The organism is Rhodococcus sp. I2R (assembly GCF_020889545.1).
GTDB lineage: Bacteria > Actinomycetota > Actinomycetes > Mycobacteriales > Mycobacteriaceae > Rhodococcoides.
The window spans coordinates 136909-163603 of the sequence record NZ_JAHUTG010000004.1 but is presented as its reverse complement, the minus strand read 5'-3'; the positions used below and the strand labels follow the sequence as shown (position 1 = coordinate 163603).

Here is a 26695-nt window from a genome sequence, read left to right as displayed (position 1 = left end):
CTCCCCGAGAAACCGGGGGTGCCTTTCGTCTTTTCAAGGGAGGGTGACCGGTGGCTGGTCGGACTTACATCGCGGGCCAAGCAGCGGTCGTTTTGGTTCCTCACAGCGCCCAGTTCCACAACACTGCGCGTCGCGAGTTGGCGACACAGAAGCTCAGCACGGGTGTAAATCTCGTCGCCGACGCAAAGGGGTTTCGGGCCGACGCGCGCGAGCGACTCTCTCGCGGACCAAAACTCACTCACAAGGTTCATCTCGTCGCCGACACCACCGGCTTCAAGCAGTCGGCTCAGGCGCGACTCGACGCGACCCGGCTCACCGTCAAGGTAGCCCCGAAGTTCGACTCGGCCTCACCGGAACTGACTCGACTCAAGACTCACCTCGAGTCGATGAAGTTGTCGGTCACCGTCAAGGTCAATCTCGACACGAATGGCTACGAGGCCAAGCTTGCGGCGCTCACCCGAACTCGAAATCAGCGGATCCGTGTCGACGTCGACCAGGATTCCATCGACGCGTTGCGTGAAGCGCTCGACGGGGTGTCTGCAACAGTCAACAACACCACCAACAACATCACTCGCATGGGCCGCAACGGCACCCGAGTGATGCGACCACTGCTCTACTCGTTCGTGGCCCTCGCGGCCGTGTCGCTCATCCCCCTGATCGGACAGTTGACGCAGGCGCTCGGCGTGATCGTCCTCATCCCGGCCATGGCCGCATCGGCCGTCGCGGGTCTGGCCGCGCTCGCCATCGGGTTCAGTGGGATCGGCAAGGCCTTCACTGCGAAAGCACCGAAGGTCACCGATACTGCCGGCGCACAGAACCGTCAGGCTTCGGCGCTTCGGAGCATGGCGGCAGCCGAGCGGAGCCTTGCCGGCGCTCAGCGTTCTGGGGTTTCCGCGCAGAAGCGTCTCAACGACGAACGCAAGATGGCGGTACGCCGACTCCGCGACATGAACGACGAGCTCGACTCCGCGGTCCTCAACGAGGAAGACGCGCGGATCGCGATCATCGAGGCGCAGAACGACCTCAACCAGGCATACATGGATGGCGACACTCTCGGCATCCGAAAAGGACAGAACGCCGTCCGGCAGGCCGAAGAGGGCCTCGACCAGATGATGAAGAAGAACCAGGACTTGCGAGCGGACGTCGAAGCCGCCAGCAAGGCCGGGGTCGAGGGTGACGAACAGGTGGTCGCCGCGAAGGAGGGGGTCCTCGACGCTCAAGAGGCCATCCTGTCGGCACAGGAGTCGTTGCTGGATGCGCAGGAAGCGTTCAACCAGTCGACACAGAGCGGCGTCGCTGCGATCGACGAGCTGGAAGAGGCGTTGGCGAACCTCTCGCCGAGCGCGCGTCTGTTCGTCGAGACCGTCCGCGGGATGTCTGCGGAGTGGCGAGACCTCCGGCTGGCAGTGCAGGAGTCGCTCTTCTCCGGCCTACACACCGAGATCCGTGAGCTCGCGGACCTGTACCTTCCGAGCCTGAAAGAGGGCCTCTCCGGGATCGCCACCGAGATCAACGGCGGTCTCAAGTACGCGCTCGATTCGCTCATGTCCGACGGGGCACGAGAGAACCTCGACAAGATCATGGAGATGACGCGGATCTCGATCGGTCCGCTGATCCAAGGACTCACCGATCTGGCGGGGGCGCTCGGAAACATCGCGACCGTCGGCTCCGAATTCCTGCCCGGAATCGCCGACAGTTTCGCGAACTCGATGGCCGAGTTCAAAGCCTGGACCGGATCGGACGACGGACAGAACAGGATCCGCGACTACATCGCGGAGTCGATCCGCACGTTCGACAAGGTGTGGGAGTTCCTCAAAGCCTTCAAGCGCGTGCTGGGAGGCATCTTCGCGACCTCCGACGAGGCCGGCGAGACCATGCTGCAGTCGCTCACCGACAGTATGAACAGCTTCGCCGATTGGATGGAGACCGCCGAAGGCCAGGCCCGAATGGGAGAGTTCTGGGAAGCGGTACGAGTCGCGATCACCGACATCATGAACATGATCGGCACAGCAATCAAGCTGGTCGACAAGATCGCAGCCATCATGGATCCGAAGCCATCGTCGAATCAGGGAATGCTCTCCAACGCCTTTGGCGGCAACAGCACGGCGCAGGAGCGAGGGGACGGTCTAGGGCGCATCCTGAGGAAGGCCAGTGGCGCTGACGTCGAAGGAGAAACCGGAACCGGAACCCTGTTCGGCCGACTCGGATCAATGGTTCCCGGGCTGGGACGATTCACCGCGAGCGGTGGGCAGTGGGTTGGCGACAAACTCGACCCCTTCATTCGAGGCCCTTTACGAGGCTGGCTCAGCGACACCTTCCTAGGCTCGGACAGCAACGTCCCGGACAACGTCTATGGCACCAATGGTGCGCCGAGGCAAGGCGTCGGCCAAGGACCGCGCGGTGCTCGCGACTACGAGACGTTGGCCAACCAACTCGAGGCTCCGAAGGACCTGTCCGGCTGGGACCGTTTTCGAGAGAAGGTCTCCGGACTCAAAGACACCGTGCTCGGCGAGAACAGCATGTCCGGATGGCTCACCTCACTCGGCGAGACGTTCGGAGGTCTTGGCGACAAGGTCGGTGGGGTCGGCGACACAATCGGCGACAAGCTCGGCGAAGTCAAGGACTGGCTCGGCGACCTCAAGGACAGCGCGATCGAGTCGCTCGGGAACATGGGAGGTTCGTTCAGCGGTCTCGGGACCAAGGTAGGCGATGTTCTCGGCGACATCATCAACGACAAGTTCCCCTGGCTGAGCACCGCGCTCGAGAACATGCGTGGCTGGTGGGAATCGGTGACGTCCGGAATCGGCACGACCTGGGCAACGCTCAAGGAAAAAGCCGCCGAGCCGATCAACTGGATCATCGACAACGTCATCAACGGCGCTCTCAAGAACGCGTGGAACGCCGTCGCAAAGGTCATCCCCGGGCTCAAGGAATGGGACGGCGTCGACAACGTCGGCGGCGGGTCCGTTCTGGATGCTCGAGGCAACGACGGCGGCGCAACCGGTTACTGGACCGGCGGCGTGGCCGGCGTCATGCCGGGGTACACCCCGGGCCGCGACCCGTTCACCATCGGAGTGTCCGGCGGCGAGGCTATCATGCGTCCCGAGTTCACCCGGGCCGTCGGCCCCGAGTGGGTCGACGACATGAACGTCGCTGCCAGACGCGGCGGGATGGCCGCCGTGAAGGATCGCATGGCGAACTACGCCTTCGGCGGCGTCGTCGACTCGTCGCTGTGGGACGCGGTATCCGGAGCGTTCCCGAACGCCACGTTGAACTCCGCATACCGACCCGGTCACAGCGGATACCACGGACGCGGCGGCGCAATCGACATCGGCGGCCCGATGCAGTCGGTCGCCGACTGGATCTTCCAGAAGTTCCCGAGTTCGGCGCAGCTCATCTGGGGACCGGGACCGCTCATCGCTGCCGGCAACACCGACCAGGCGTACGCGCAGAACTACTTCCGCGATGACCTGGCCGGCCACTTCGACCACGTTCACTGGGCATCGGACGTACCGGTCACCTCCGACGGCAAGATGGTTTCCGACGAGCGCGGCGGACTGCTGTCGACGATCGGCGGCGCGATTTCCGGGGCAGTCAGTTCCGGTCGCTCGCTCGCCGCAAGCGGTCTCAACACGGCGCTGTCCGGTATCGAGAACTCGATCCCCGATTTCGGCGGCTCGATGCTCGGATCGATCCCGAAGGACTTCTTCGGCGCGATGAAGACCGCCATGCTCGGCGCAGTGAGCGGGTCTAGTGGCGGCGGTGCCGGCGCGGACGCACCATGGCTGCCGTCGGCCGGTGCCGAGCAGTGGCGTCAGATGTTCGTCGACGCTTACAAGAACCAGGGCTACGACCCCTTGCCGGCCAAGATCGACGCATGGGTACGCCAGACGGACACCGAGTCTCACGGCGACCCGAACATCGCGCAGCAGATCGTCGACATCAACGGCACCGGTGAGGAAGCCGGCGTCGGTCTTGGTCAGATGATCCCGACGACGTGGCAGGCATATCGCGACCCGGCGCTGCCGGACAACCGTCGCGATCCGTGGGCCATGACGAACGCCATGGTCCGGTATGGCGAGCAGAAGTACGGCGACCAACTACTCAACATGATCGGGCAGGGGCACGGCTACGACCAGGGCGGTCTCGCCAACGCGATGGGCTTGCTGCCGAAGTACACCGTCGAGCCCGAGCGCGTCCTCTCCCCCGCGCAGACCGCGTCGTTCGAGAAGCTCATCCCGCTCCTTGAATTCATCCTGCCCAACCTCAAGCCTCCGGGTCAGAACGACCCGATTCCGGTCACGATCGCCGACACCGGCACGCTCAACGGACAGCCGTTGCAGGGTGCCACCGTCGGGCCGAACGGGGAGTACATCGCCGCACCCGGAGCAAGTACGCGAGGGCTCTACGACGTCGGCCCGAGGGGAACTGGCTACGAGAAGCCTGTCGCGTTCTCGACGACGCCAGCCGGGAAGACGGCGATGTCCCTCGCCGGCACCTTCGGATTCGGCAATCAGGCCGCGAAGCTGCAGAGCAAGGAAGAGCCGCTCATGCAGCTTGCCGGCGGAATCACCGGTGCCATGGCGGCGGCTGCAGGTGGTCCCGAAGCGTTCGCACTCCACGCGGCCAACACCAGCGCCGCAGCCGCGGCAAATATCGGCAAGAACTTCGCAGAGTACCTCCCGTCGGCCGCTGGCGGAATGGCCGAGTCTGCACTGTCGGCCATCGCCGGACCGCTCATCGGCACGGTCAACACCGGTATGAGCAAGAACGAGGTCATAACCACGATCGGCGACGCGACCAACAGGGCAATGCGACGCACCAACATTGGACGGAGAAGGGCGCAGTGACCCGCGGCGCGACACGCCCATTGCGTCTCGTGTCGCGCCGAAGCTGGCGTCACCTCCCCATAGGGTCTGCGCTAACCTGCACGTCGCACGCAGAACGGCCCCGCCTCAACCGGGAGATCAAGGGCTGGGCCGTTCTTCAAACATCGCGTCGATGCAGCCCGCGGTGTTGGTTACATCGTGCCCGACGCCGCGGGGCAACGCGAAAGCTTCGGACGCGCTACGCGCCGAATACAACCGCCGAGAGACCACCCATCGATCCGTTCGCGATGGGTTCGGGATCCGCGGGGGTCAGGGCACGCCCGAACTTCGCGTCGAGCTGTCGGTCGAGCTCGGCCGTTCGTTCGAGGTGTTCGGCGTACCCGGTACGGATCGCGAAAGTCAGTAGGTCGAACTCCTCACGGCTCAAGTTGACCGCGAGTGTCGACGTGAACTCGATCGAGACGTCGAAATCATCGAAGTGGACGACCGGCTCGAACTCGATTGCGTTCTCGGTGGTGGTGGTGTGTGCGAACATGCCTGGCCCTCTCCTGCGTGGGGATCTGCCTCAGAATCAGGAGTGTCTTATCGCAACCTTGTGTCGGCGAAGCTGGGCACTCGTATCCTTTGCTGGCGTCATAGCAGAATGCTGTCGGACTCGATGTCAATAGTCCCACGTCTGCGACCCGGCGTACTTAGCGCATCCGGTCGCGGGTCGCCCGCCGGCTCACCAGGACGTAGCGGCGTTGCGGATGAACACTGACTAAACTCCGTGTCCATGGCTGGCAAGTGGAGTACGTACGGGAAGCAATTCGGCATGGTCGCCCTGCGTGAGGGACCGAAACTGTTTCGCCAACTGCAGAGGTCCGGTGCCCTGCAAAAGGGCCTGGACGCAGTCACCGGCAAGTCCTCGACCGGGCCAGACGTTCCGGCCGGTCGGCCGGTCGCCTCACACACCGTGCCCACTGCCCAGCGGGCTCGACGCGTCGAGTACTCCCCCGACCTGGACGGTGAGGCCGACCCGGGCGAAATCGTCTGGACGTGGGTGGCATACGAGGAGGATCCAACCCAGGGCAAGGATCGGCCGGTACTCGTCGTCGGGCGTGACGGGCAGACGCTGCTGGGTCTGATGCTCTCCAGCCAAAGCGACCGTGACGGGGAGGCCAACTGGGTCTCGATCGGCTCGGGTTCGTGGGACAGCGCAGGACGCGCGAGCTGGATCCGTCTCGACCGCGTTCTCGACGTGCCCGAGAACGGAATCCGTCGCGAAGGCGCCATCCTCGCCAGAGGCAAGTTCGACGCCGTCGCGTCACGGCTACGTTCGGACTACAGCTGGTCCTAGGAGTCCATCCGGTTGTACCGACCGAACACCCCGCGGTAGGTCAGCGCACCGAGCGCCCCACCGATCAACGGGAAGACGATGAACAACCACACCTGGCCGAGCGCCCCCGGCTGCCACGGGGCGACGGCAAGGCTTCGTGCCGGGTTGACGGACGTGTTGTCGATCGGGATCGACACGAGGTGGATCGCCGCGAGAGTGAATCCGATCGAGACACCGGCCAGCGGGACATCGGAAATCTGGTCGGTGGAGGCGAGAACCACGAACACGAGCAACGCGGTGAGCAACACCTCGATCGCGATGGCGGCACCGATCCCGTAACCGTTCTCGAGCACGCCGCCGAGTGGACCCTTGATAGCCGACGGGCTGTGCTGGCCCCAACCATTGCCACCGAGCCCGTTCTCGGCGCGGTCGTACGACGGCAGCGAATTGGCCACGGCGAAGAGAACGGCGCCCGCAACGAGACCGCCGATCACCTGGGCGACGATGTAGAGACCGGCCTTCCCGGCGGACAACCTACCGAGCAGAGCCTGCCCGACGGTCACCGCCGGGTTGACGTGGCATCCGGAAATCGGCCCGATCGCGTACACCAGAAACAGAAGCGTCAAGCCGAAGGCCAGAGCCACCCCGAGATTGCCGACCTTGTCTCCGGCGAACACCGCCGTGCCGACGGCGACGAACACCAGAACGAACGTTCCTATCGCTTCTGCAATGTACTTCTTCGTTTCGGAGATGACTTCCGGTTCCACGTGCTCCTGTGCTGTCGACATGTGCCCGCCTCTGCTCGATGGTCTTCGAACGAAACCTGCCGAGCAGTACGTTACGCCAGGCGTGTGATCTCTACTACAACATCGAGTGCTGTCGACCCACCGCCGGAGAAGATGCCTTTGAGCGGCGGGACGTCTGCGTAGTCGCGACCGAGGCCCACCGACACGTGCTGCTCGTTGACCGCTATCGCGTTGGTGGGGTCGTACCCCCACCAGGCGCCGGTCCACGCCTCGACCCACGCGTGGGACTGCCCCTCGACCGAACTGCCGACCACGGCTTCCCGCGTCGGGTGCAGATAGCCCGACACGTACCGCGCGGGGATGCCGATGCTCCGCAACATCAGCAGCGTCAGGTGGGCGTAGTCCTGGCAGACGCCCTTCTGCTCACTCCACGCTTCCACGGCGGAGGTGTGCACACCCGTGGTGCCGGGCACGTAGGACATCTCCTGGTGCACCCAGTTGGCGATCTCCACCACGGACTCCTGTGGCGGCAACCCCTTGGACAGCTTTTTCGCCACCGCGGCGAGCTGTCGATTCTTCGGGACGTACGCCGAGTTGTCGAGAACCTCGTTGAAGCGGTCGACGATAGGTTCGCTCGCCAGTTCCTCCCACGATGCCGACTCCTCCGGAGGCGAGAACGGATCGGTCTCGACGACAGAGGATCCCGTCACCTCCAACTCCGTGTGCGGCGCGTGCAGGTCGAAGGCCGTCACAGCGGTGCCCCAGTAATCGGTGTACCGGTAACTGCGGGTCACGGGATTGGTTTCGACGCGGTTGAGAATGACGTTCTGACGATTGTCGCTGCGCGGGGTGAGACGGGCCTCGTTGTACGACGACGTCACCGGCGCGTCGTACTGATAGCCCGTGGTGTGGACAACGCGCATACGCCAGCTCACAATTCACCTTCCAGTTGGTCTTCGAATGCGCCGGAACCGGCGTCTGTCCACGCGACCCAGGGCGCGGCGTGGAAGTACTGCTTCGAAATCGCTTCACCGAGGTCGCGACACGTCTCCTGTAGCGAGAGCAGTCGTTCCTGCAGATCGTCCAACAACGCTCCGGGGCGCAGGAATTCGAGTTCGCTGCGTGCGCGACCCAAAAGGCGCTGCGCTTCCGCGCGCGCGCCGACGCGACTGTTCGGTTGATGGTCCAGTCGATCGAGGGATCGCTCCGCTTCACTGAGCGCGTAGAACACCGACCGCGGAAAGAGCCTGTCCAGCAACATGAACTCGAGCACGCGCTGAGCGTCGAGAGCCCCGCGATACGTGCGCAGGTACGTATCGTGCGCACCGGCCGAACGGAGCACCGTCACCCACGCCGGCGAGGAGGGTCGGTCGCCTGCGCGCGACAGCAGCAGGCGCACGGTCATGTCGATCCGCTCCACCGAGCGACCGAGAATGAGGAAGCGGTAGCCGTCGTCGTGGCTGAGCGTCGAATCGGCAAGCCCGGCGAACATGGCCGCGCGTTCCTCGATATAGCTGAAGAACTCGTGCGGGCCGGTGCGTTTGGACGCTCTGATGCTTTCGTTGAGACCGTTGTAGGTGGTGTTGAGGCATTCCCACATCTCACTGGAGGTGACCTCACGTGCACCGCGCGCGTTTTCGCGTGCGCTGGACAGTGAGTCGACGATCGATCCGCTTCCGTCGCGACTGAATGCGACGAGTTCGGTCAGCGACCACACATCGAGAGAGACGTCCGGCTCGTGCTTGAAGCCCAGCACCCTGAGCAGAACTCGAGAAATCTGATCCGGGTCCACGGTGGCGTCTTCGAGCAGTTGATGGACGGTCACATCCAGGATGCGAGCAGTGTCGTCTGCCCGCTCCACGTAACGCCCGATCCAGTAGAGCGATTCTGCGTTCCGAGCGAGCATCTAGTGTCCACCACCGTTCGCGAGCTGTTGCTGTTGCTGTTGCTGTTGTTGATCCATCGTCAGCTCGGGCCCCTGTTCCACACTGGGCGATTCCGGTGGCTCGCTGACGATCTCCTCACCGGCGAGCTCCTGCTCTTCCTGGGAGGTACGTGAGGCCAGTACCCACGTGTCCTTGCTGCCACCGCCTTGGCTCGAGTTCACCACGAGCGAGCCCTCGGGTAGCGCCACTCGGGTGAGTCCGCCTGGGAGAACCCACACGTCGTCTCCGTCGTTGACGGCGAAAGGCCGAAGGTCGACGTGCCGCGGAACCAGCCGGTCACCGATCTTGGTCGGCACGGTGGACAGCTGCACCACCGGCTGCGCGATCCACCCACGCGGGTCTGCCTTGATCTTCTTGGTGATGGTCGCGAGCTCTTTCGGCGAGGCATCGGGACCGAAGACGATGCCGTACCCGCCCGATCCTTCGACGGGCTTGATGACGAGTTCGTCGACCCGATCCAGGACTTCCTCGCACTCCGCGTCGAGCCAGCACCGGAAGGTGTCCACATTGGCGAGCTGCGGCTTCTCGTTCAAGTAGTAGTCGATGATGGTGGGCACGTAGGTGTAGACGAGTTTGTCGTCGCCGACGCCGTTGCCGACTGCACTGGAGATGACCACATTGCCGGCGCGCGCGGCGTTGACGATGCCTGCCACACCCAGCACCGAGTCAGGCCGGAACTGCATCGGATCGAGATAATCGTCGTCGATACGGCGATAGATGACGTCGACCTGGCGTTCGCCTTCGGTGGTACGCATGTAGACCACATTGTCGCGACAGAACAGGTCGCGGCCCTCGACCAACTCCACACCCATCAGCCGCGCCAGCAGCGAGTGTTCGAAGTAGGCGGAATTGGCCACGCCGGGGGTGAGCACGACCACGGTCGGGTCGGCCTCGTTGAGGGCAGCCGCAGCCCGGAGCGCCCGCAACAGATGCGAGGCGTAATCCCCCACTGCGCGCACGCGGTGCGAGGCGAACAGATCCGGGAAGACCCGGGCCATTGTGCGACGGTTCTCCATGACGTAGGAGACACCGGAGGGTGACCTGAGATTGTCCTCGAGTACCCGGAAGGTGCCTTGCGCGTCACGGATGAGGTCGATGCCGGCGACGTGAATTCGGACACCGTTGGGCGGCACGATGCCGATCGCTTCACGGTGAAAGTGTTGGCAGGAGGTCACCAGGCGCTTCGGCACCACACCGTCGCGCAGGATTTCTTGATCGCCGTAGATGTCGGCGAGGAACATCTCGAGCGCTTTGACTCGCTGTTTGATGCCCCGCTCGAGACGGGTCCATTCGCCCGCGGCGATGACGCGCGGTACCTGGTCCAGCGGGAACGGTCGTTCCTGGCCGGACAGCGAGAAGGTGATGCCCTGATCGATGAACGCGCGTCCGAGGGCGTCGGACCGCGCGTCGAGGTCTACGGGGCTGGCGGGCTCGAGTGCAGTGTGGATGCCCTTGTACGGCGAACGGGTCTTGCCGTCTGCGTCGAACATCTCGTCGAAGGCCAGACCGTATTTGCCGACATCCGAGTAGCCACTGAAAACACCGTCTGCCTGGGGTTTCTCGCGAGTTACCGGTTTCGATCTGCCAGATTTGGTCTTTGCTCGTTCGGAAGCTGCGGATCGCGGACTCATCCGAGTCATGTTGCTACAGGTGGGCCGGTCGGGCGCGCTGGACACGTTAATTTCTCGAGACGGACCGCATCTGTTCGCACCCGTCCCTCGGCCCGGCCCGAGCCGGGGGACGGCTGCTGACTGCCGGAATTGGGTTCTGCCCTGTGTACTGGTATTCTCGATCTTCGGCGCTGGGCTGTACAGCTCGGCAGCAGACTTCGGGCATTCCAGCATGGATCGCCCTGACCGGAATACCGACGAAGACAGAAGGATTTTACGCGTGGCCAACATCAAGTCCCAGAAGAAGCGGATTCTCACCAACGAGCGCAGCCGTCTGCGTAACCAGTCGGTGAAGTCCTCGCTGCGGACGATCATTCGCTCCTTCCGTGCTGCCGAAACTGCAGGCGACAAGGAAAAGGCATCCGCCATTCTCCTGACCGCAGGACGCCAGCTGGACAAGGCTGCCAGCAAGGGTGTCATCCACAAGAACCAGGCGGCCAACAAGAAGTCGGCTCTGGCTCTGGCAGTCAACAAGCTCTGAGGCTCACCTCTTCGAAAAACCCGCTCGGTTCACCGAGCGGGTTTTTTCGTGTTCACGCGCTGTCGGTCAGTTGCTCAGACCGGCCACGACCGAGACAGCGTTCTCGACGGCGTAGTCCGCGTCGGCGGCCTGCCCTTTCACGTCCGCATTGAGCTGCGACACGACACACAGGGCCCGTCCGATCGACTGGCCGGTCCACCCGCGCGCCTGGGCCTGTGCTTTCTTGATTTTCCACGGTGGCATACCGAGTTCGCTCGCCATCGCGAACGGGTCTCCCCGCCCCGCGGATCCGACCAGAGCGATGGTCCGAACCGCATCCGCAAGTGCGTCGGCGAGCAGTACGTGCGGAACTCCGCGGTGCATGGCCCAGCGCAGCGCTTCGAGTGCACCGGGCCGGTCCCCCGCTACCGCTCGGTCGGCCACGTCGAAACCGGAAACCTCGGCCTTGCCGGAGTAGTAGCGCCCCACCGCCGCCACGTCGACTTTGCCGCCGGTGTCGGCCACCAATTGCGAGCAGGCTGCGGCCAGTTCGCGTAGCTCCGAACCAACGGCCTCGACGACGGCCTCCACCACGTCCCCGCCGACTCGAACCCCGGCTGCGCTGAATTCGCGGCGAACGAACTCCACGCGTTCGGCCGACTTGGTGAGCTTGGCGCACTCGTGGGTGACGGCCCCTGCCTTCTGCAGCGCACCGACCATCGCCTTGGCGCGGCCACCCCCGGAATGCATGATGACGAGCACCGCGCCCTCCGGCGGGTCCGCGGCCGCGTCGAGGACCAGAGCTACCGCGTCCTTGCCTGCTTCTGCAGCAGCTTCGAGCACCACCACCCGGTCCTCGGCGAACAACGACGGGCTGAGCAGCTCTAGGAGTTCCGGTGCGCTCGCGTCACCGGTCCGCAGTTTCGTCACCGGCAGGTCCTCGGCCCCGGGCGCAGCCGCTCGCACCCGCGCGACAATCTGTGCCACCGCGCGATCCATCAGTAGTTCTTCGTCACCGAGAACCAGGTGCAGAGGCTCCACCGCCGGATTGTTGGCATTCACAGCACCGATCGTGCCATGCCGGTCCGACCGAATACACATCGCTCGCTACAGAACCGAAGCACCGAGCCACCACAGCAGCACAGTCGAGGCGGCCGCGCCGGCCAGCCACCGCAGCACGCGACTGCGCAGCGACACGAGCACCACGATCGTCGCAGCAACGACCACCGCGGCCCCTGTGAGACCGTCCTGAGTCTGCAGACCTGCCGACGGGACCGACGCGCTCCAGTGCGCCACGGTGATCAGCCACCAGAGCGGTGCGGATGCCAACTCGAGGATCCACGAGGCGGGTGCACTGGCCCACGGAGCTATCACGGCAGCCAGGGCTCCGACGACGGTGATCGGCGCCACCATCGGCGCCACTGCGATATTGGCGAGCACCCCGACGACCGAGAACGTACCCGCCATCGCCGCCACGATCGGCGCTGTCACCGCGTGGGCCGCAGCGGCAACTGCAACGATTTCGGCGGCCCCGCGTCCCCATCCGTGGCCTCGCAGCCAATCGACCCAGACCGGGGCGACTACAACCAGACCGGCGGTGGCCAGCACCGAGAGTGCGAATCCGTAGTCCACCGCCAGCTGCGGCCACCACGCGAGCAAAGCCAACACCGCCGTACACAGCGCGGGCACTGCCTGACGACGTCGGCCGGTAACAAGGGCGAGCAGTCCGATGCCGCCCATCACTGCCGCCCGCAGCACGCTCGGCGACGGTCGAGCGATCACGACGAACGCGATCAGCACCACCGCGCACACGGCGACAGTCCAATACGGCCCGATACCGATCCAGCGGGTCGCCAACAGAACCGCTCCGAGGACGATCGCGAAGTTCGCTCCGGACACCGCTGTGAGGTGAGTCAATCCCGCAGCGCGAAAGTCGTCCTCGACCGACTCAGGCAGGGCGGAGACATCACCGACCACGAGGCCGGGAAGCAGTCCGGCTTGATCCGGGGGTAAGGCGTCGGCGGCAGCGGCCAGCAGGGACTCCCGCACCACCGACGCCATCCGCGCGATCGCCCCCGGTGGATCCACTTGCAGCGGAGGACCGCTCACGCGCACTACGGCGACGGTGAGATCTGCGCGGATGGGCGGTGCCAGTTTTCCGCGCAGCGTGATCGATTGCCCGGGCAGGACATCCTCCCAGCCCTCGGCGGGTGCCATCACCAGGACGCGGCCACCGAGTTCGACAGGGCTGCCGGCGATGTCCGCTCGCCTCAGTTCGGCCCGGATGGACACTGTTTCCGGGCCGGGAAACCGCACTCTGCGCGGATCCTCGCGGACCTCGACGACGGCGCTCACCCACCCGCCCTCTGCCGCTGCGGCGCCGACAGGATGGGACTCGAACTGTGAAGACCGCAGTGCTGCCGCGCCCGAGTAGCACCCCGCAATCAGCGCCAACGCGACCACACCTGTTGCCCACCCACCCAACCGGGAGTGTCCGAGTGCTGCCAATATCGCGGTGACACCGCATGCAGCGGCGACGGCCGCGACCGTGCCGGATCCGAACAGGACACCGACGATGGTGACGCCCCACCCGGCGACCGCCGCTGGAACCAAGCGAATGTCGTACGGTCGAACAAGCGGCTCGGTCACACGGTCACCTGGGGTCTGAGCTTGTCCAGTCGCACGGGCCCGATGCCGTCCACCTCCGCCAATTGGCCGACGTCGGTGAAAGGCCCGTTCGAATCGCGCCAGGCGATGATGCTCGCGGCGGTCACCGGTCCCACTCCGCTGAGGGTGTCCAGCTCTGCGACGGTCGCGGTGTTGAGGTTCACGGCTCCACCGGATCCGCCGGCTGTTCCCGGCGACGCGTTTGCCTCTGGGCCCGCTCCGTCGTCTTTCATCGTCGTGCTGACGGTTGCCCGCCCCTCGGCCGGGACGGCGCCGACGACGATTTGGTCGCCGTCGCTGAGTTTCGCAGCGAGATTGAGCGCCAACACATCTGCGCCCGCAAGCGGACCACCGGCCGCAGCCAAGGCGTCCGCGATGCGGGATTCGGGTGGGAGATGGACGAGCCCGGACGAGGAGACGAGGCCGACGACACTGACGACGATGAGCGCGGGCTTCTCTGGAACCGCTTCGGGGGTTTCGGCCGAGCCTGACGGCTCGACGGCCAGCGGTGCAACGACCGGCAGCGCCGGCACGGGGGCAACAGCCGGCGAGTCACGCATGACTGCAAAGCCGGCGACAGCGAGGACGATCACTCCTACACCGCACAGCGCGAGCATGCCCCGGTGTCCGGGATCGAGCCGCGCCGCGCGCCAGCGCTCCGGGAGATACGGCGTCAGGGCCGACTCGTGCCGGTCGTCGTGCATGTCTCGCCCCGGGCGCAGTGTGCTGCCGTCGGAGGTGTCCGGATCGGGGCCGAGAAGGGACCTGTCGCGGCCTAGAGGCCGGGCGTCGACACCACGTGACATGCCCGGGACGGTATCGTTCGCCGGCGGCAGCGAGGGCGCGGAACGCGAATCGGGCTGTGGATGAAGCTGCGGCCTGTGGAGAACCCCAGTGAAGGGCGGCTGAATCAGCCCTCGGGGCAGACCGCGACTCCGACCGCGCCGGGCCCTACATGGGCGCCCAGAACTGCCCCGAGAGGGACGATGTCCAGCTGGCTGACCTCGGGAATCCGCGTGCGCAGCATCGAGGCAACGGTCTCGGCGCGATCCTCGCACTGCATATGGTGCACGGTCAGCGCAACCCCCCGTTTTCCGGCGACGTCCGCGACCGCATCGACCAGCTTGCCCAGAGCCTTGCTCGTTGTGCGAGTTTTCTCGGCCAGGACGAGCTTGCCGTCGTTGAGATGCAGGACTGGTTTCATGGCCAACGCCGTGCCCAGCAGTGCGGCGGCTGTTCCGATTCGGCCACCGCGCCGCAGATGATCGAGCCGGTCCACCACGACGAACGTTCGACACCGAGCTGCCACGCCGACGGCCTCGTCGTAGACCTCGTCCGCGTTCTTTCCTTGCGAGGCTGCTCGCGCCGCGGCCAGTACCGCGTACCCGAGGCCCATGCCCACCGAGGCCGAGTCGACGATCCGGACGCGGTCGCCGATGTCGTGTGCCGCTCTCCGCGCGGCTTCCCAGGTGCTGGAAAGCCCGCGCGATACGTGCACCGCTACCACTCCCGCTCCCCCACTGCGTTCGAGTGCTTCGCGGTACACACCGATCAGCTCACCCGGTGAGGCTCCTGCCGTCGTCACCGATCCACCGGCGGTGAAGTCGTCCGGGATGGTGTCGACTCCTTCGCGCAGATCGACACCGTCCACCAACACATGAAGCGGCGCCACGGCGATGTCGAGATCCCGTGTGATCCTGCCGTCGAGGCACGCCGACGAGTCGGTCACCACAGCAACTCTCACGGGTGTCCGCCTTTCACGCGTACCGGCTCGAGTTCAGCCAACATGGCCTCGGCGACAGCGACGTGCGCGTCCCAACCCCAGTGGATTCCGTCCGGGTTGGCCTCCTCGGAAAAGATGTTGCTGCGGACCGCTGCGGCGAGGTCTACCAGCGGCACGCCGGTGTCGGCGCTCCACGCACGCAGCGCTCGCTCGGCCGCCGGGCGGCCCGAGTGCACCCTGCCGTACGCATCGCACCGATGCACCGAGGGCAGTGTGCCGATCACTGGCAGCTCCGGTCGTACGTATGCCAGAGCGGCCCGCGTTTGCTCGAGGTAGCTGACACTGAGCTTCGGGGGCAATGCCACCGGCCAGCCGAGATGCGACAGTCGGGGTTGCAACCATCCGTACCCCGCGCGTACTGCCCGTCTGAGAAGAGGAGGACGCACATACCGAATCTGCTCGCGCAGCGCTGTCGGCAGCGGCGACGGGAGCGAGTCCATTCCACCGACTCCGAACACGACGGCGCCGGCTCTGGGGATGGCCGCCCACACCCGGGGGTCCTGTGTCAGAGCCCACCAGATGTCACGACTGGTCCATCCGATCCGCGCGACCAGTTCGACCTTCCAGCCCAGTTCTGCGGCGACCAGGTTGGGCCACAGACGCGGGTCGTCGACCGGCAGCCCACCCTCGGGGCCGTAGTAACTCAACGAATCAGCAAGTACCAAAAGGACAGGAGTGGAGCCTGCGGAATGACCCGAAGAAGCAGGAGTGGAGCCTGCGGAATGACCCGAAGAAGCAGGCGGATTTTCAGAGGACGTCACTGGCCACTCTCGCGGACGCGTTCCATACGTCGAGCCGCCACCGGAGAGACTCGTCGTTTCCGTGACTGCTCAGTTGCACCCAGCTCGTGTTGGACAGTCCGCCCAGCACCGGCCACCTTTCGACCGGTAGGTCCAGCAGAGCCGCTGTCAGGGCCGCGATGAGGCCACCGTGCGCGACCAGGATCACGGGGGCGGTCGAGGCGCCGCCCCAGTCCGGCAGTTCAGCACACAGTTCGGTGACGACGGGGACGCTGCGCCGCGCAACGTCGACGCGGCTCTCACCGGACGGCGGGGCCATGGTTGCGTCGGCGCGCCAGGCGACGCGAGCGCCTGGTGAACGCTCGTCGACCTCGTGGTGCGTCAACCCCTGCCAGTCGCCCAGGTGAGTTTCACGGAGTCTGGTATCGACTGTGACCGACAGATCGCTTGCGTCGCCGAGCGCGACGGCTGTGTCGAAGGCTCGCCGCAGATCGGAGGCGACGATGCGCATCGGCGAGCGAGTGGCGAGTTCAGCGGCGGCGGTCTTGGCCTGGGTCTGTCCCAGTTCCGTGAGATCGGTGTCGAGTTGGCCCTGCATCCTGTCGGTCGCGTTGTAGTCGGTCTGGCCGTGGCGCAACAGGATGAGCTGACGCTTCACCTCTTGGGTCATTGCTCCGGTTCCGGGTTCGACGCCTCGTCATTCGATGCACCGTTGTCCTCGGTGTCCGTTCGCTCGCCGAGCCCGGGCACCGCCACGGTCGGGCAGTCCTTCCACAGTCGCTCGAGCGCGTAGAAGTTGCGTTCGTCGTTGTGTTGCACGTGGACGACGACGTCGATGTAGTCGAGCAGGGCCCAGCGTCCCTCGCGTGTTCCCTCTTTGCGAATCGGCTTGAATCCCTCTTCGCGGAGTTTGTCTTCGATATTCTCGACGATGGCGTTGACCTGGCGTTCGTTGGGGGCAGACGCGATGACGAAGCAGTCGGTGATGACCAACTGCTCCGAGACGTCGAGAACTACTACGTCGGTCGCGAGTTTGTCATCGGCGGCGAGTGCGGCGATGCGCGCGATCGAGGTGGCCTGGTCTGTTGCAGTCACGTGTTCTTCTCTCCCAAGGTTGATCCATGTTGCTCCGAAACGGGCTGCGTCGGGCCGTCATGTTCTGGCTGCGCCGGTTCTGGCGGGTCGGTCTCTGTCTTGCGTGGGACCGGCTCGGACATGGTGACCGAGCCGTCCATCCGCTGTTCGTCACGCGGCCTGTAGAGATTTCTCTTCGAGATGTACTGGACCACACCGTCCGGGACGAGGTACCAGACGGGCCGATTCTCGCTGGCTCTGAGCCGACACTCGGACGAGGAGATGGCCAGGGCCGGGATCTCGATGAGGGTCAGTGCGTCCTGCGGGAGATCTTGGAGATGGTCGGCCAGATGTTCGACCCCGAGTTCGAAGCCGGGCCTCGATACTCCGACGAATTTTGCCAGCTCGAACAGCTCCTCCCAGTTCTGCCAGGTCAGGATACTCTCGAGCGCGTCGGCTCCGGTGATGAAGTACAGCTCGGCGGCAGGGTGCTGTGCACGGAGGTCGCGGAGGGTGTCGACGGTGTAGGTCAGCTTCTCTCGGTCCACGTCGACCCGGCTGACCGAGAATCGAGGGTTGGACGCGGTCGCGATCACGGTCATCAGGTAGCGGTCCTCGGCGGGGCTGACCACCTTGCCCTGCTTCTGCCATGGCGTTCCGGTGGGCACGAAGATGACCTCGTCGAGCCCGAAGCTGTTGGCGACCTCGCTGGCTGCGACGAGGTGGCCGTGGTGGATGGGGTCGAATGTCCCGCCCATCACTCCCAGCCTGCGGACCGTCCGGTGTTGTTGCTGCACGGTTGACGAGCTTACTTCGCGCTCAGACCGGCAGTAGCCGGGAGACGATGTCACTGAGCTGCTGGGCGGTGCGGCACTCGTACATGCTGATGACTTCGGCGTATGCCCGGGTCGCGGAGTCGCCCGATCCCCATTGCCCTTTGGGCTCGGGATTGAGCCAGTAGGCGTGTTTGGCCACCGAAACGGTGTGCGCCAACGCGGCGACTTTTGGGTCGCGGTAGTTGGTGCGAGCGTCGCCGAGGACGAGCACCGATGTCCGTGACGTCACTGACTGCGCGTACTTGTCGTCGAATGTTTCGAAGGCGTTCCCGTAGTCGGAGTGACCGTCGTAGGTGATCAGGTTCGACTCGGCCATGATGGCTGCCATCGCTGCCCCGAGATCGGAACCGGAGTCGAAGAATCGCGTGACTTCGTCGGTGGAGTCGATGAACGCGAAGATTCGGACGCGGGAGAACTGTTCTCGAAGGGCGTGCACGAGCAGCAACGTGAAGTGGCTGAAGCCGGCCACCGATCCGGACACGTCGCACAGCACCACGAGCTCCGGTCGCGCACGACGGGGTTTGCGTTGCACCAGGTCTATGGGTACACCACCAGTCGACATGGACTTGCGGAGTGTGCGCCGCAGGTCGATAGATCCAGCTCGGCTGCGCTTTCTGCGCGCGGCGAGCCTGCTGGCAAGTAGCCGCGCCAGGGGCGTCACACTCCGACGCAGGGCCACCATTTCGGTGTCCGATGCGCGCAGGAAGTCGACGTCCTCAGCAAGCTTCGGGACGCTGTAGCTCGCGACTCGGTTGCGGCCGAGCTGTTCGGCTGCGCGTCGTCGTGTCTCTTTGTCGACCATTTTGCGTAGGTCTGCGATGCGCTGTGCGGCGGTGCGCTTGGCGACCTCGTCCTCGTAGCTACCGGACGCGCGATCCGGTCCGGCGTCGGCGTTGCCGAGGAGACCATCAAGGATCTTGCTCAGCAGAGTGTCGGGGGCGACGTCACGCAGTGCCTGGTACGAGGAGAAGGACGGTCCGTTCGCGGATTTGTACTGTCCCAGCTCCTCGACCATCTGAGCGGCCAACATCTCGGTCAGTTCGATGGCGTCGGAGCCGCCGTCGATGAGGAGTTCGGTGATCAGCTCCCGCAACGCGGTGTAGTCGATCTCACCTTCGTCGGTTCGGGGCAGTGCAGTGTCGATTTTTCCCGAGTCTCGTTGTCCGGTTGCCACTGGAAACCACAGGTCGAACAGCGCGTCGAAGGTGGCGCGGTGAGTCGGCCTGCGTAGCAGCGAGCAGGCCAGTCCCTCGCGGACAGCCTCTCTATCGAGCAGGTCGAGCACGGACATCACTCGGCCGGCGTCGACGGTTTCCGAGGGCCCGACGTCGATTCCGCGCCGACGGAGTGCTTCGACGAAGTCGACCAGGTGTCCGGGCAGACCGCGCGGGGAGTACACGTCAGTTCAACCGGAGCTCGGCCGCGGCCTTGTCCTGGTCGGATCGGTGTTTGAGCACCACTCCGAGCGTGGCGCGGACTGCATCGTCGTCGAGGGTGTCCATGCCCAAGGCGAGCAGTGTTCGGCCCCAGTCGATGGTCTCGGCCACCGAAGGCAGTTTCTTGAGCTGCATGCCGCGCAGCACACGCACCGTTCGGACCATCTGCTCGGCAATTGCCTCCGGTAGTTCCGGTACGCGGCTCGCGAGGATTCTCAGTTCGAGGTCTGCGTCGGGGAAGTCGAGGTGCAGAAACAGACACCGACGTTTGAGCGCCTCGGACAACTCACGGGTGGCGTTGGAGGTCAGCACCACGAAAGGCTTTCGCGTTGCGGTGATGGTGCCGAGCTCGGGGATGGTCACGGCGAAATCACTCAGTACTTCGAGCAGCAAGCCCTCGATCTCGACGTCGGCCTTGTCCGTCTCGTCGATCAGCAGCACCGTCGGATCCTCGCGGCGGATGGCGTGGAGCAGCGGCCGTGCGAGCAGGAATTCCTCGGAGAACACATCGAGTTTGGTCGCGTCCCAGTTCTGGTGATCGGCCGAGCCCGACTGGATACGCAAGATCTGCTTGGCGTGGTTCCACTCGTACAGCGCCCGGGCCTCGTCCACCCCCTCGTAGCATTGCAGCCGAACCAGCTCGGCGTCCGTCGTCTGTGCGACGGCACGGGCGAGCTCGGTCTTGCCCACACCCGCCGGGCCCTCGATGAGCAGTGGCTTGCCGAGTCGATCGGCCAGGAAGACCGATGTCGCGGTCGCCTTGTCTGCCAGGTAGCCGGTTTCGGCGAGGCGCGTGACGACATCGTCGACGCTGCCGAACAGCGGCGGTGCCGTCGGTACTGCTCGGTCCACGTGAACTCCCTTGTTTCGGTGCGCGTAGCAGGAATCTGCCATCGCGATCAGAGTGTGCGCGTGTGCCCTTCGCCCCACACGATCCACTTGGTGGAGGTCAGTTCGGGAAGCCCCATCGGTCCGCGTGCATGCAGCTTCTGCGTCGAGATGCCGATCTCGGCACCGAAGCCGAACTGTTCACCGTCGGTGAAGGCGGTCGAGGCGTTGACCATCACCGCGGCGGCGTCGACGCGGGTGCTGAACTCGCGGGCGGCGCGGAGGTCGCTGGTCACGATTGCCTCGGTGTGGCCGGTGCCGTAGGTATCGATGTGGGAGATTGCGGCGTCGATGTCCTCGACGACCTTGAGTGCGACGTCGAGCGAGAGGTACTCCTCCGACCAGTCTCTGTCGGTGGCGGGGACGAGGCCTGGCAGGTCGCCGTGCACGACGACGCTGTGGGCCTGAAATGCCTGCAGTAACCGTGGCACCGCGGTCTCGGCCACCGCGGCGTCGACCAGGATCGTCTCGGCAGCATTGCAGACACTCACCCGCCGAGTCTTCGAGTTCAGCACGATCTTCTCGGCCATCTCGAGATCGGCGGCCGAATGCACGTAGATGTGGCAGTTTCCGACACCGGTCTCGATGGTCGGGACCGTCGCGTCACGGACCACCGCAGAGATCAGTCCGGCGCCGCCGCGCGGTATGACGACGTCGACCAGCCCTCTGGCCTGGATCAGGTGTGTGACGGAGGAGCGGTCGGCGCTGGAGAGCAGCTGAACTGCGTCGATCGGGAGATCCTCGCTACCGAGCGAGGTGCGGATAGCGTCCACCAGTGCCGCGTTGGTCTGCGCGGCACTCGAGGAACCGCGCAGCAGCGCAGCATTGCCGGACTTGAACGCCAGCCCGAAAGCATCGACGGTGACGTTCGGTCGAGCCTCGTAGACCATTCCGACGACACCGAGCGGCACACGCAACTGCCGGATCTCCAGACCGTTCGGCAGTGTGGAACCACGTACCACCTCGCCGATCGGATCCGGTAGGCCCGCTACCTGACGGAGACCGGACGCGATCCCATCGATGCGGTCCTCGGTGAGCCTGAGCCGGTCGAGCAGACCTTCGTCGGTCCCGGCGGCGCGAGCTGCCTCCACGTCGGCGACGTTGGCGGCGAGAACCTGTGGTGCTGCAGCCAGTACTGCCTCGGCTGCGGCGTGCAGGGCGGCATCCTTCTCGGCCGTGGTCAGCAGAGCCAACGATCGAGCGGCGACTCGAGCGCGGCGCGCGGCGGAGTGAACATCCTCACGTCCGTCCGACGAACCCGGCGCCGATTCGGCAGAAACTTGTGCTGCGGTCATGCTCTACACACTAGTCAGTGGTACGGGACGCACCCGAGTCACCGCTACGGCACGAACCCGAGTCGCTTGTCGACGACGTTCTTCAGGTCCTCACCGCGTCCGAACCGTTCGAAATTCTCCACGAACAATTCAGCCAGCCGAGCGCGCCAGCCGAGCGCGTCTCCACACATGTGCGGCGTCATCACGAGGTTCTCGGTGGTCCACACCGGGCTGTCCTCCGGCACCGGCTCCTGCTCGAACACGTCGAGCGCCGCGCCGGCGACCTGCCCGGAGCGCATGTGTGTCAGGAGCGCTTCGGTATCGAGCAGTTCACCCCGTCCCACATTGATCACGCGCACACCGGGTTTCGCTGCGCCGAGAACCTCGGAGTCGACCACCCCTCTGGTCGCATCCGTCAGCGGCGCGACCAGTACGAGGTAGTCCACGTCGTGAACGACCTGGGACAGTTCGGAACTGGCGTGCACGACCCCGAAGTCCGTATCGCCGCCGCGTGCGGTGCGTCCCACCCCGGATACCGACATTCCCACCGCCGACAACAGCCGTGCGATCTCACGCCCGATGGCTCCGGTGCCGAGGATCATCGCGTGCGCGGTATCGATGCGCTCGGTCTCGCGGTGCTTCCAGACCTTCCTCTGTTGCAGATCGGCCGAGCGTGCCGAGTCCTTCGCGAACGCGAGGATCTGCCCGAGGACGAATTCCGCTATGGGGCGGTCGAAGATTCCGCGCGAGTTGGTCACCATGACCTCGGATTGCACGAGCTCGTCGAACATCAGCGAATCGACACCCGCCGCGGCGATGTGAATCCACTTCAACGAGTCGCATCGATCCCACACGCGCCGCACCGCGGGCGAAAAGAAGTCCCAGAGCAGTAGCACGTCCGCGCCGGGCATCGCGTCGCCGAGGTTCTCGGCCGTGGCGTAGCGCACCTCGGCCACTGCGGAGACGGAGTCCATGTGCTCGGGAAGGTTGTCTGCGTGCAGCACCACTACCACTGGTTTCGTCGTCATCGGCGCTTGTACCCCACTAGTTCGTATCCGGCAGCGGCAACCTCGTCGTCGTTGTCACCCGGGCATTGGGTGCCACGTAGCGAGCGACCAGCCGTCTCGGGCATGAGCAGAATCGGGACGAACGCGATCGCCGCGGCGAGCATCATGTACCAGCCCGGGATCAGATTCGATCCGGTCTTGTCGATCAGGAAGGTCAGGATCAGCGGCGCTGTCCCGCCGAACAAGGATGTGGACAGGTTGTACCCGATTGCGAAGCCGCCGTAACGAACCTGGGTGGGGAACAACGCCGGAAGGGTGGACGAAATGCACGAGGTCATCGTCACGAGCAGCAGTCCGAGTCCGAGCAGTGCGATCGACTGCCCGACCAGACCGGTGTTGATGATCAGCAGGAACAGCGGGACGCTGAACACGAAAAATCCGACGCAGGCTGCGAGCAGCAGCGGCTTGCGCCCGATTCGGTCCGACAGGGCACCGATCGGCGAGATGATTGCCATCATGATGAGCATGATGACGACCAGGGTGAAGTTGGACTGAGTTGTGCTGTGGCCGAGCGTATCGCTGAGATACGTCGGCAGGAACGTCAGCACCGTGTAGTAGGCGATGTTCAGCAGCAGAACGAATCCCATGAGGATCAGGATTCGCTGCCAGTAGGTGAGGGTGAACTTCAGCGACTCGATCGCGCCACCTGCCGCGCCCTCGGTGGAGACGGTGCCGCCCTCGGCTTTGGCTTCGGCGAAGACCGGTGGGTCGTCGAGTCTGGTGCGCAGCCACAGTGCCACGATACCGAGCGGGAGGGTCACCAGGAACGGGATTCGCCAGCCCCAGGCTTCCATCGTCTCGTCTCCGAGTCCGAGGTTGAGCAGCGTGACCAGTGTGGCGCCGGTGACTGTGCCGGCCAGGGTGCCGAATTCGAGGAACGATCCGAAGAATCCGCGTCGCTTGTCCGGCGCGTATTCGGCCATGAACACGGCCGCGCCGCCGTATTCGCCACCGGTGGAGAACCCCTGCACCAGACGACACATCAGCAGCAAGATCGGTGCCAGGATCCCGATGGTGTCGAACGTGGGCAACAACCCGATGGTCGCGGTGGCCAACGACATCAGTGTGATGGTGAGCACCAGAACCTTTTGGCGTCCGATCCGGTCACCCAGTGGCCCGAGCACGATTCCGCCGATCGGGCGGATGATGAACGATGCCGCGAGCACCGCGAATGTCGAGAGCAGACTCGCGCCACCATCCTCCGACGGGAAGAAGTTGGCGGCGATGTACACGGCCAGGTAGCCGTAGACCGCGTAGTCGAACCACTCCACAGCGTTGCCGAGAGCGGACCCCCCGACGGCGCGGTGGAGAATCTTGCTTTCGTCTGGACTCAGATCGTGATGATTCGGCGGATATCCGGTGGTCGAATTGTCGGAATCTTTACTGCCGGCAAGGTTGCTGGGTGACTGCGTCACGTCCAATACCTTTCGCTTCGTGGGAAATATGGAGCGTCGGGTTGGTTCTGTGCAGCGCTCGACCTTACGGAACGCACTTGTGCCGTTCTGGCGCTACCCCGTTCTTTGTGCCATAACCGCTGGTGACGTGATGAGTCTGGACGCCAGAAGTACGTACGCCCTTGCGCTGTCACGCAATTGATCGACCGAGACCGACTCGTCGGGCTGGTGCGCTTGAGTTTCGATCTCTCCCGGCCCCAGCACGATGGTCGGGATACCCAGGTCTCTCGCTATGAAACCGCCGTCACACGAGGCCGTCCACACGTCGGTCCCGCGGGGTGAGACTGCGTCGGTCACCGCTTCTACCGCCGCGATACAGAGCTCGGCACGGTCGCTGGTGGAGAAGCCGGGCATGTCCATCGACACACGTACTTCCACCTCGATCCCGTCGCCGCCGATACCTGCCGCAGCGATGCGGGTTTTCAGTTGCGCCGCGATGTCCGCAGCGTTCTCCCCCGGAAGGAGCCGGCGGTCGGCCGTGAGCACGCACCGGTCGGCCACCATCGATGTACCGGTACCGCCCTCGATCGTCCCGACATTCCAGGTCGCGGGCCCGAGCAGTGGATCAGCGCACGCGCGTAGTTCCGACGCAAGGGAGTCGATGAGGACGACAATTCGCGCAGCTGCTGATATGGCGTTGCGTCCGTTGCTGGGTCGTCCGGCGTGTGCCGATCGGCCGGTCACCGAAATCTCGAGATTGGCTGCGCCCCGGCACCCGGTGATGGTCACCAGGTCGGTCGGTTCGGCGACGATACAGTGCGAGTACCGGCGCCGGGCAGGGGCACGGACGAACTCGCGGATCCCGATTCCAGTCTCCTCTTCGTCGACGAGGCACGCCAGGGAAATCGGTGCATCACCCACTGCGCCACAATGTTTCAGCGCAGCCATCGCGATCACAACTGCGGCCAGCCCACCTTTCATATCGCATGCCCCGCGGCCGTACAGTCGGCCGCCGTGCACCACTGACTCGAACGGGTCGGTGGTCCAGCCTCCGCCCGCGGGCACGACATCGGAGTGTCCGACGAACAGCAAGCCGGGTCGATCCGAGCCACCGATACTGACGATCACGTTGGGGCGGCCCGGCGCAACCTCGTCGATCTCGATGTCGAAGCCCAGCGATCTACACCTGTCGACGAGAACGTTCGCCACGGATTGCTCGGTGTCGCCGGGGTTCTCGCCACCGGCATCGATCAGCGCCGACGCCAGCGAGACGATGTCGTCGGCGTCGATGCTGTCGAGCAGGAGCTGCTCCAGCGAACTCGAGTCGGGCCGCGTCATCGAGTGGGGTCGCTGGCGAGCATCGAAGTCGCCTTGTCCACCGCCGCCGCAAGCCTCTTGACGCCCTCGTCGATCCGCTCCGGGCTCGAGGATGCGAAGCACAGGCGAAGCGAGTCGTGAAACTTGCCCCCGACCGACAGCGCCGGTCCTGGAATGTAGGCGACCCCTTCGGCGAGCGCGACCTCGAAGAGGTCCTGCGTCGATATCGATGCGGCACTGCCGCGCAGCGTTGCCCAGAGGAAGAACCCACCCTCCGGATCGGTCGTCGACACGAGGTCCCCGAAGTGCTTCTTCAGGCTCCGCTGCATCGCGACCTTGCGCGGGCGATACACCCCGGCCAGGGAGGTGATGTGTGTTGCGAGGTGGCCCCTGTCGATGAACTCGGCGATCATCCGTTGAGCCGGAAGATTGGTGCACGTGTCCATCGCCTGCTTGGCGTTGATCAACAGCTGCCGCGCCTCGGGAGCTGCGTCCACCCAGCCGACTCGCAGACCGGGCGCAATCATCTTGGAGAAGGTTCGGACCGAAAAGAGCAGTGGGTCGTTCGGACTCAGCGCGGCAAAACTCGGAATGTGCTCACCCTCGAACCGCAAGAGACCGTATGGGTCGTCGTCGAGAATGATCGAGCCCCATTTGTGCGCCAGCTCGAGCAGGAGTACACGCCGGGCCTGCGACATCGTTGTGCCCGAGGGATTCTGGAAGTTGGGGATGACGTAGATCATCTTCGGCCGACGGCCGGCCTGCTCGACGAGGTCTTCGAGAGCCTCCACGACGAGCCCGTCGGCGTCCATCGGCGCTTCCAGCACGTCGCCGCCGTAGCTGAGCACCGTGGCAGTCCCGTTCGTGTATGTGGGGCTCTCGACGATGACGAGATCACCTGGATCGACGAACAGCTTGCAGGCGAGATCGAGGCCCTGCATTCCACCGGAGGTGATCACGATCCGATCGGCCGAGGACGGCTCGCCCACCGAGTCGAGGTACCCGATCAAGGAATCGAGCAGGCGCGGATCTCCTTCGGTTGCCCCGTAATCCATCGCGTCCGATGTCATCACCGTCGATGCGATATCCGAAAATGCTGCTGCTGGAACTGTTTCTGCGGCCGGTGAGCCCATCGCGAAGCGAACGATGTCATGTTTCTGCGCGGCGAGCAGCGATGTCGACGAATCGATCACCGACCCCACCAGCTTGTCGGTGCGCAGGGACCATGGAATGGTGGTGGCGATCATGTC

Annotated in this window: 23 protein-coding genes; 3 read left to right on the top strand and 20 right to left on the bottom strand. The window is 64.9% G+C overall.

Annotated features, from left to right (window positions below; genetic code table 11):
* Nucleotides 1–50 precede the first annotated feature (50 nt).
* Nucleotides 51–4850: a hypothetical protein gene (locus tag KVY23_RS05395; RefSeq protein ID WP_230555604.1), complete on the top strand. Its 4800-nt coding sequence runs from the start codon at nt 51–53 to the stop codon at nt 4848–4850.
* Between the two features lie 217 nt (nt 4851–5067).
* On the opposite strand, the gene KVY23_RS05390 is transcribed toward KVY23_RS05395, so the two are convergent.
* Nucleotides 5068–5364 carry a hypothetical protein gene (locus tag KVY23_RS05390; RefSeq protein ID WP_230555603.1) on the bottom strand — a complete coding sequence of 99 codons (297 nt, stop codon included), beginning with the start codon at nt 5362–5364 and terminating at the stop codon, nt 5068–5070.
* 240 nt (nt 5365–5604) lie between these two features.
* On the opposite strand from KVY23_RS05390, the gene KVY23_RS05385 reads away from it, so the two are divergent.
* Nucleotides 5605–6168, top strand: coding sequence for a type II toxin-antitoxin system PemK/MazF family toxin (locus KVY23_RS05385; RefSeq protein ID WP_075840400.1), 564 nt, complete (start codon nt 5605–5607; stop codon nt 6166–6168).
* On the opposite strand, the gene KVY23_RS05380 is transcribed toward KVY23_RS05385, so the two are convergent.
* From KVY23_RS05380 to KVY23_RS05365, 4 genes are read right to left on the bottom strand one after another with little or no spacing between them, the layout of a single operon-like run.
* A complete protein-coding gene (locus tag KVY23_RS05380) occupies nt 6165–6935 on the bottom strand; it encodes an aquaporin (RefSeq protein ID WP_206508583.1) in 771 nt (256 codons plus the stop codon). The two genes, KVY23_RS05385 and KVY23_RS05380, sit on opposite strands and share 4 nt — an antisense overlap.
* A 50-nt stretch (nt 6936–6985) precedes the next feature.
* A complete protein-coding gene (locus tag KVY23_RS05375) occupies nt 6986–7816 on the bottom strand; it encodes a transglutaminase family protein (RefSeq protein WP_230555718.1) in 831 nt (276 codons plus the stop codon).
* 8 nt (nt 7817–7824) lie between these two features.
* Nucleotides 7825–8799, bottom strand: a complete 975-nt coding sequence (locus KVY23_RS05370; RefSeq protein ID WP_230555602.1) for an alpha-E domain-containing protein — start codon at nt 8797–8799, stop codon at nt 7825–7827.
* A complete protein-coding gene (locus KVY23_RS05365; RefSeq protein ID WP_230555717.1) occupies nt 8800–10329 on the bottom strand; it encodes a circularly permuted type 2 ATP-grasp protein in 1530 nt (509 codons plus the stop codon).
* Nucleotides 10330–10729: 400 nt separating this feature from the next.
* On the opposite strand from KVY23_RS05365, the gene rpsT reads away from it, so the two are divergent.
* Nucleotides 10730–10990 (top strand): 30S ribosomal protein S20, encoded by a 261-nt coding sequence (rpsT, locus tag KVY23_RS05360; RefSeq protein ID WP_075840395.1) that lies wholly within the window; start codon nt 10730–10732, stop codon nt 10988–10990.
* A gap of 66 nt (nt 10991–11056) precedes the next feature.
* On the opposite strand, the gene holA is transcribed toward rpsT, so the two are convergent.
* The 15 genes from holA to KVY23_RS05285 form a co-directional block, all read right to left on the bottom strand.
* Nucleotides 11057–12031, bottom strand: a complete 975-nt coding sequence (gene holA, locus KVY23_RS05355) for a DNA polymerase III subunit delta (RefSeq protein ID WP_269417586.1) — start codon at nt 12029–12031, stop codon at nt 11057–11059.
* A 45-nt stretch (nt 12032–12076) separates the two neighbouring features.
* A complete protein-coding gene (locus tag KVY23_RS05350) occupies nt 12077–13618 on the bottom strand; it encodes a ComEC/Rec2 family competence protein (RefSeq protein ID WP_230555601.1) in 1542 nt (513 codons plus the stop codon).
* On the bottom strand, nt 13615–14442 hold the full coding sequence (locus tag KVY23_RS05345; RefSeq protein WP_230555600.1) for a ComEA family DNA-binding protein: 828 nt from the start codon (nt 14440–14442) through the stop codon (nt 13615–13617). The genes KVY23_RS05350 and KVY23_RS05345 overlap by 4 nt, the downstream gene beginning before the upstream one ends.
* Before the next feature lie 104 nt (nt 14443–14546).
* A complete protein-coding gene (locus tag KVY23_RS05340; protein WP_230555599.1) occupies nt 14547–15380 on the bottom strand; it encodes a DegV family protein in 834 nt (277 codons plus the stop codon).
* Nucleotides 15377–16066: a diglucosylglycerate octanoyltransferase gene (octT, locus tag KVY23_RS05335; protein ID WP_371829761.1), complete on the bottom strand. Its 690-nt coding sequence runs from the start codon at nt 16064–16066 to the stop codon at nt 15377–15379. The genes KVY23_RS05340 and octT overlap by 4 nt, the downstream gene beginning before the upstream one ends.
* A gap of 100 nt (nt 16067–16166) precedes the next feature.
* Nucleotides 16167–16829: a histidine phosphatase family protein gene (locus KVY23_RS05330; RefSeq protein WP_206508574.1), complete on the bottom strand. Its 663-nt coding sequence runs from the start codon at nt 16827–16829 to the stop codon at nt 16167–16169.
* Nucleotides 16826–17254 (bottom strand): ribosome silencing factor, encoded by a 429-nt coding sequence (gene rsfS, locus KVY23_RS05325; protein WP_206508573.1) that lies wholly within the window; start codon nt 17252–17254, stop codon nt 16826–16828. The genes KVY23_RS05330 and rsfS overlap by 4 nt, the downstream gene beginning before the upstream one ends.
* Nucleotides 17251–17991: a nicotinate-nucleotide adenylyltransferase gene (nadD, locus tag KVY23_RS05320; RefSeq protein ID WP_230555715.1), complete on the bottom strand. Its 741-nt coding sequence runs from the start codon at nt 17989–17991 to the stop codon at nt 17251–17253. The genes rsfS and nadD overlap by 4 nt, the downstream gene beginning before the upstream one ends.
* A 61-nt stretch (nt 17992–18052) precedes the next feature.
* Nucleotides 18053–19468 carry a VWA domain-containing protein gene (locus KVY23_RS05315; protein ID WP_230555597.1) on the bottom strand — a complete coding sequence of 472 codons (1416 nt, stop codon included), beginning with the start codon at nt 19466–19468 and terminating at the stop codon, nt 18053–18055.
* Nucleotide 19469: 1 nt separating this feature from the next.
* Nucleotides 19470–20357 (bottom strand): MoxR family ATPase, encoded by an 888-nt coding sequence (locus KVY23_RS05310; protein ID WP_230555714.1) that lies wholly within the window; start codon nt 20355–20357, stop codon nt 19470–19472.
* Between the two features lie 47 nt (nt 20358–20404).
* Entirely contained in the window at nt 20405–21688 is a 1284-nt protein-coding gene (locus KVY23_RS05305) for a glutamate-5-semialdehyde dehydrogenase (protein ID WP_075840384.1), read from the bottom strand.
* 44 nt (nt 21689–21732) lie between these two features.
* Nucleotides 21733–22695 carry a D-2-hydroxyacid dehydrogenase gene (locus KVY23_RS05300; RefSeq protein WP_230555596.1) on the bottom strand — a complete coding sequence of 321 codons (963 nt, stop codon included), beginning with the start codon at nt 22693–22695 and terminating at the stop codon, nt 21733–21735.
* Nucleotides 22692–24068, bottom strand: coding sequence for an MFS transporter (locus tag KVY23_RS05295; RefSeq protein WP_230555713.1), 1377 nt, complete (start codon nt 24066–24068; stop codon nt 22692–22694). The genes KVY23_RS05300 and KVY23_RS05295 overlap by 4 nt, the downstream gene beginning before the upstream one ends.
* Before the next feature lie 174 nt (nt 24069–24242).
* Nucleotides 24243–25466 (bottom strand): M20 family metallopeptidase, encoded by a 1224-nt coding sequence (locus KVY23_RS05290; protein WP_230555595.1) that lies wholly within the window; start codon nt 25464–25466, stop codon nt 24243–24245.
* Entirely contained in the window at nt 25463–26692 is a 1230-nt protein-coding gene (locus KVY23_RS05285; protein ID WP_230555594.1) for a PLP-dependent aminotransferase family protein, read from the bottom strand. Before KVY23_RS05285 ends, KVY23_RS05290 begins: the two co-directional genes overlap by 4 nt.
* Between the last annotated feature and the right edge of the window lie 3 nt (nt 26693–26695).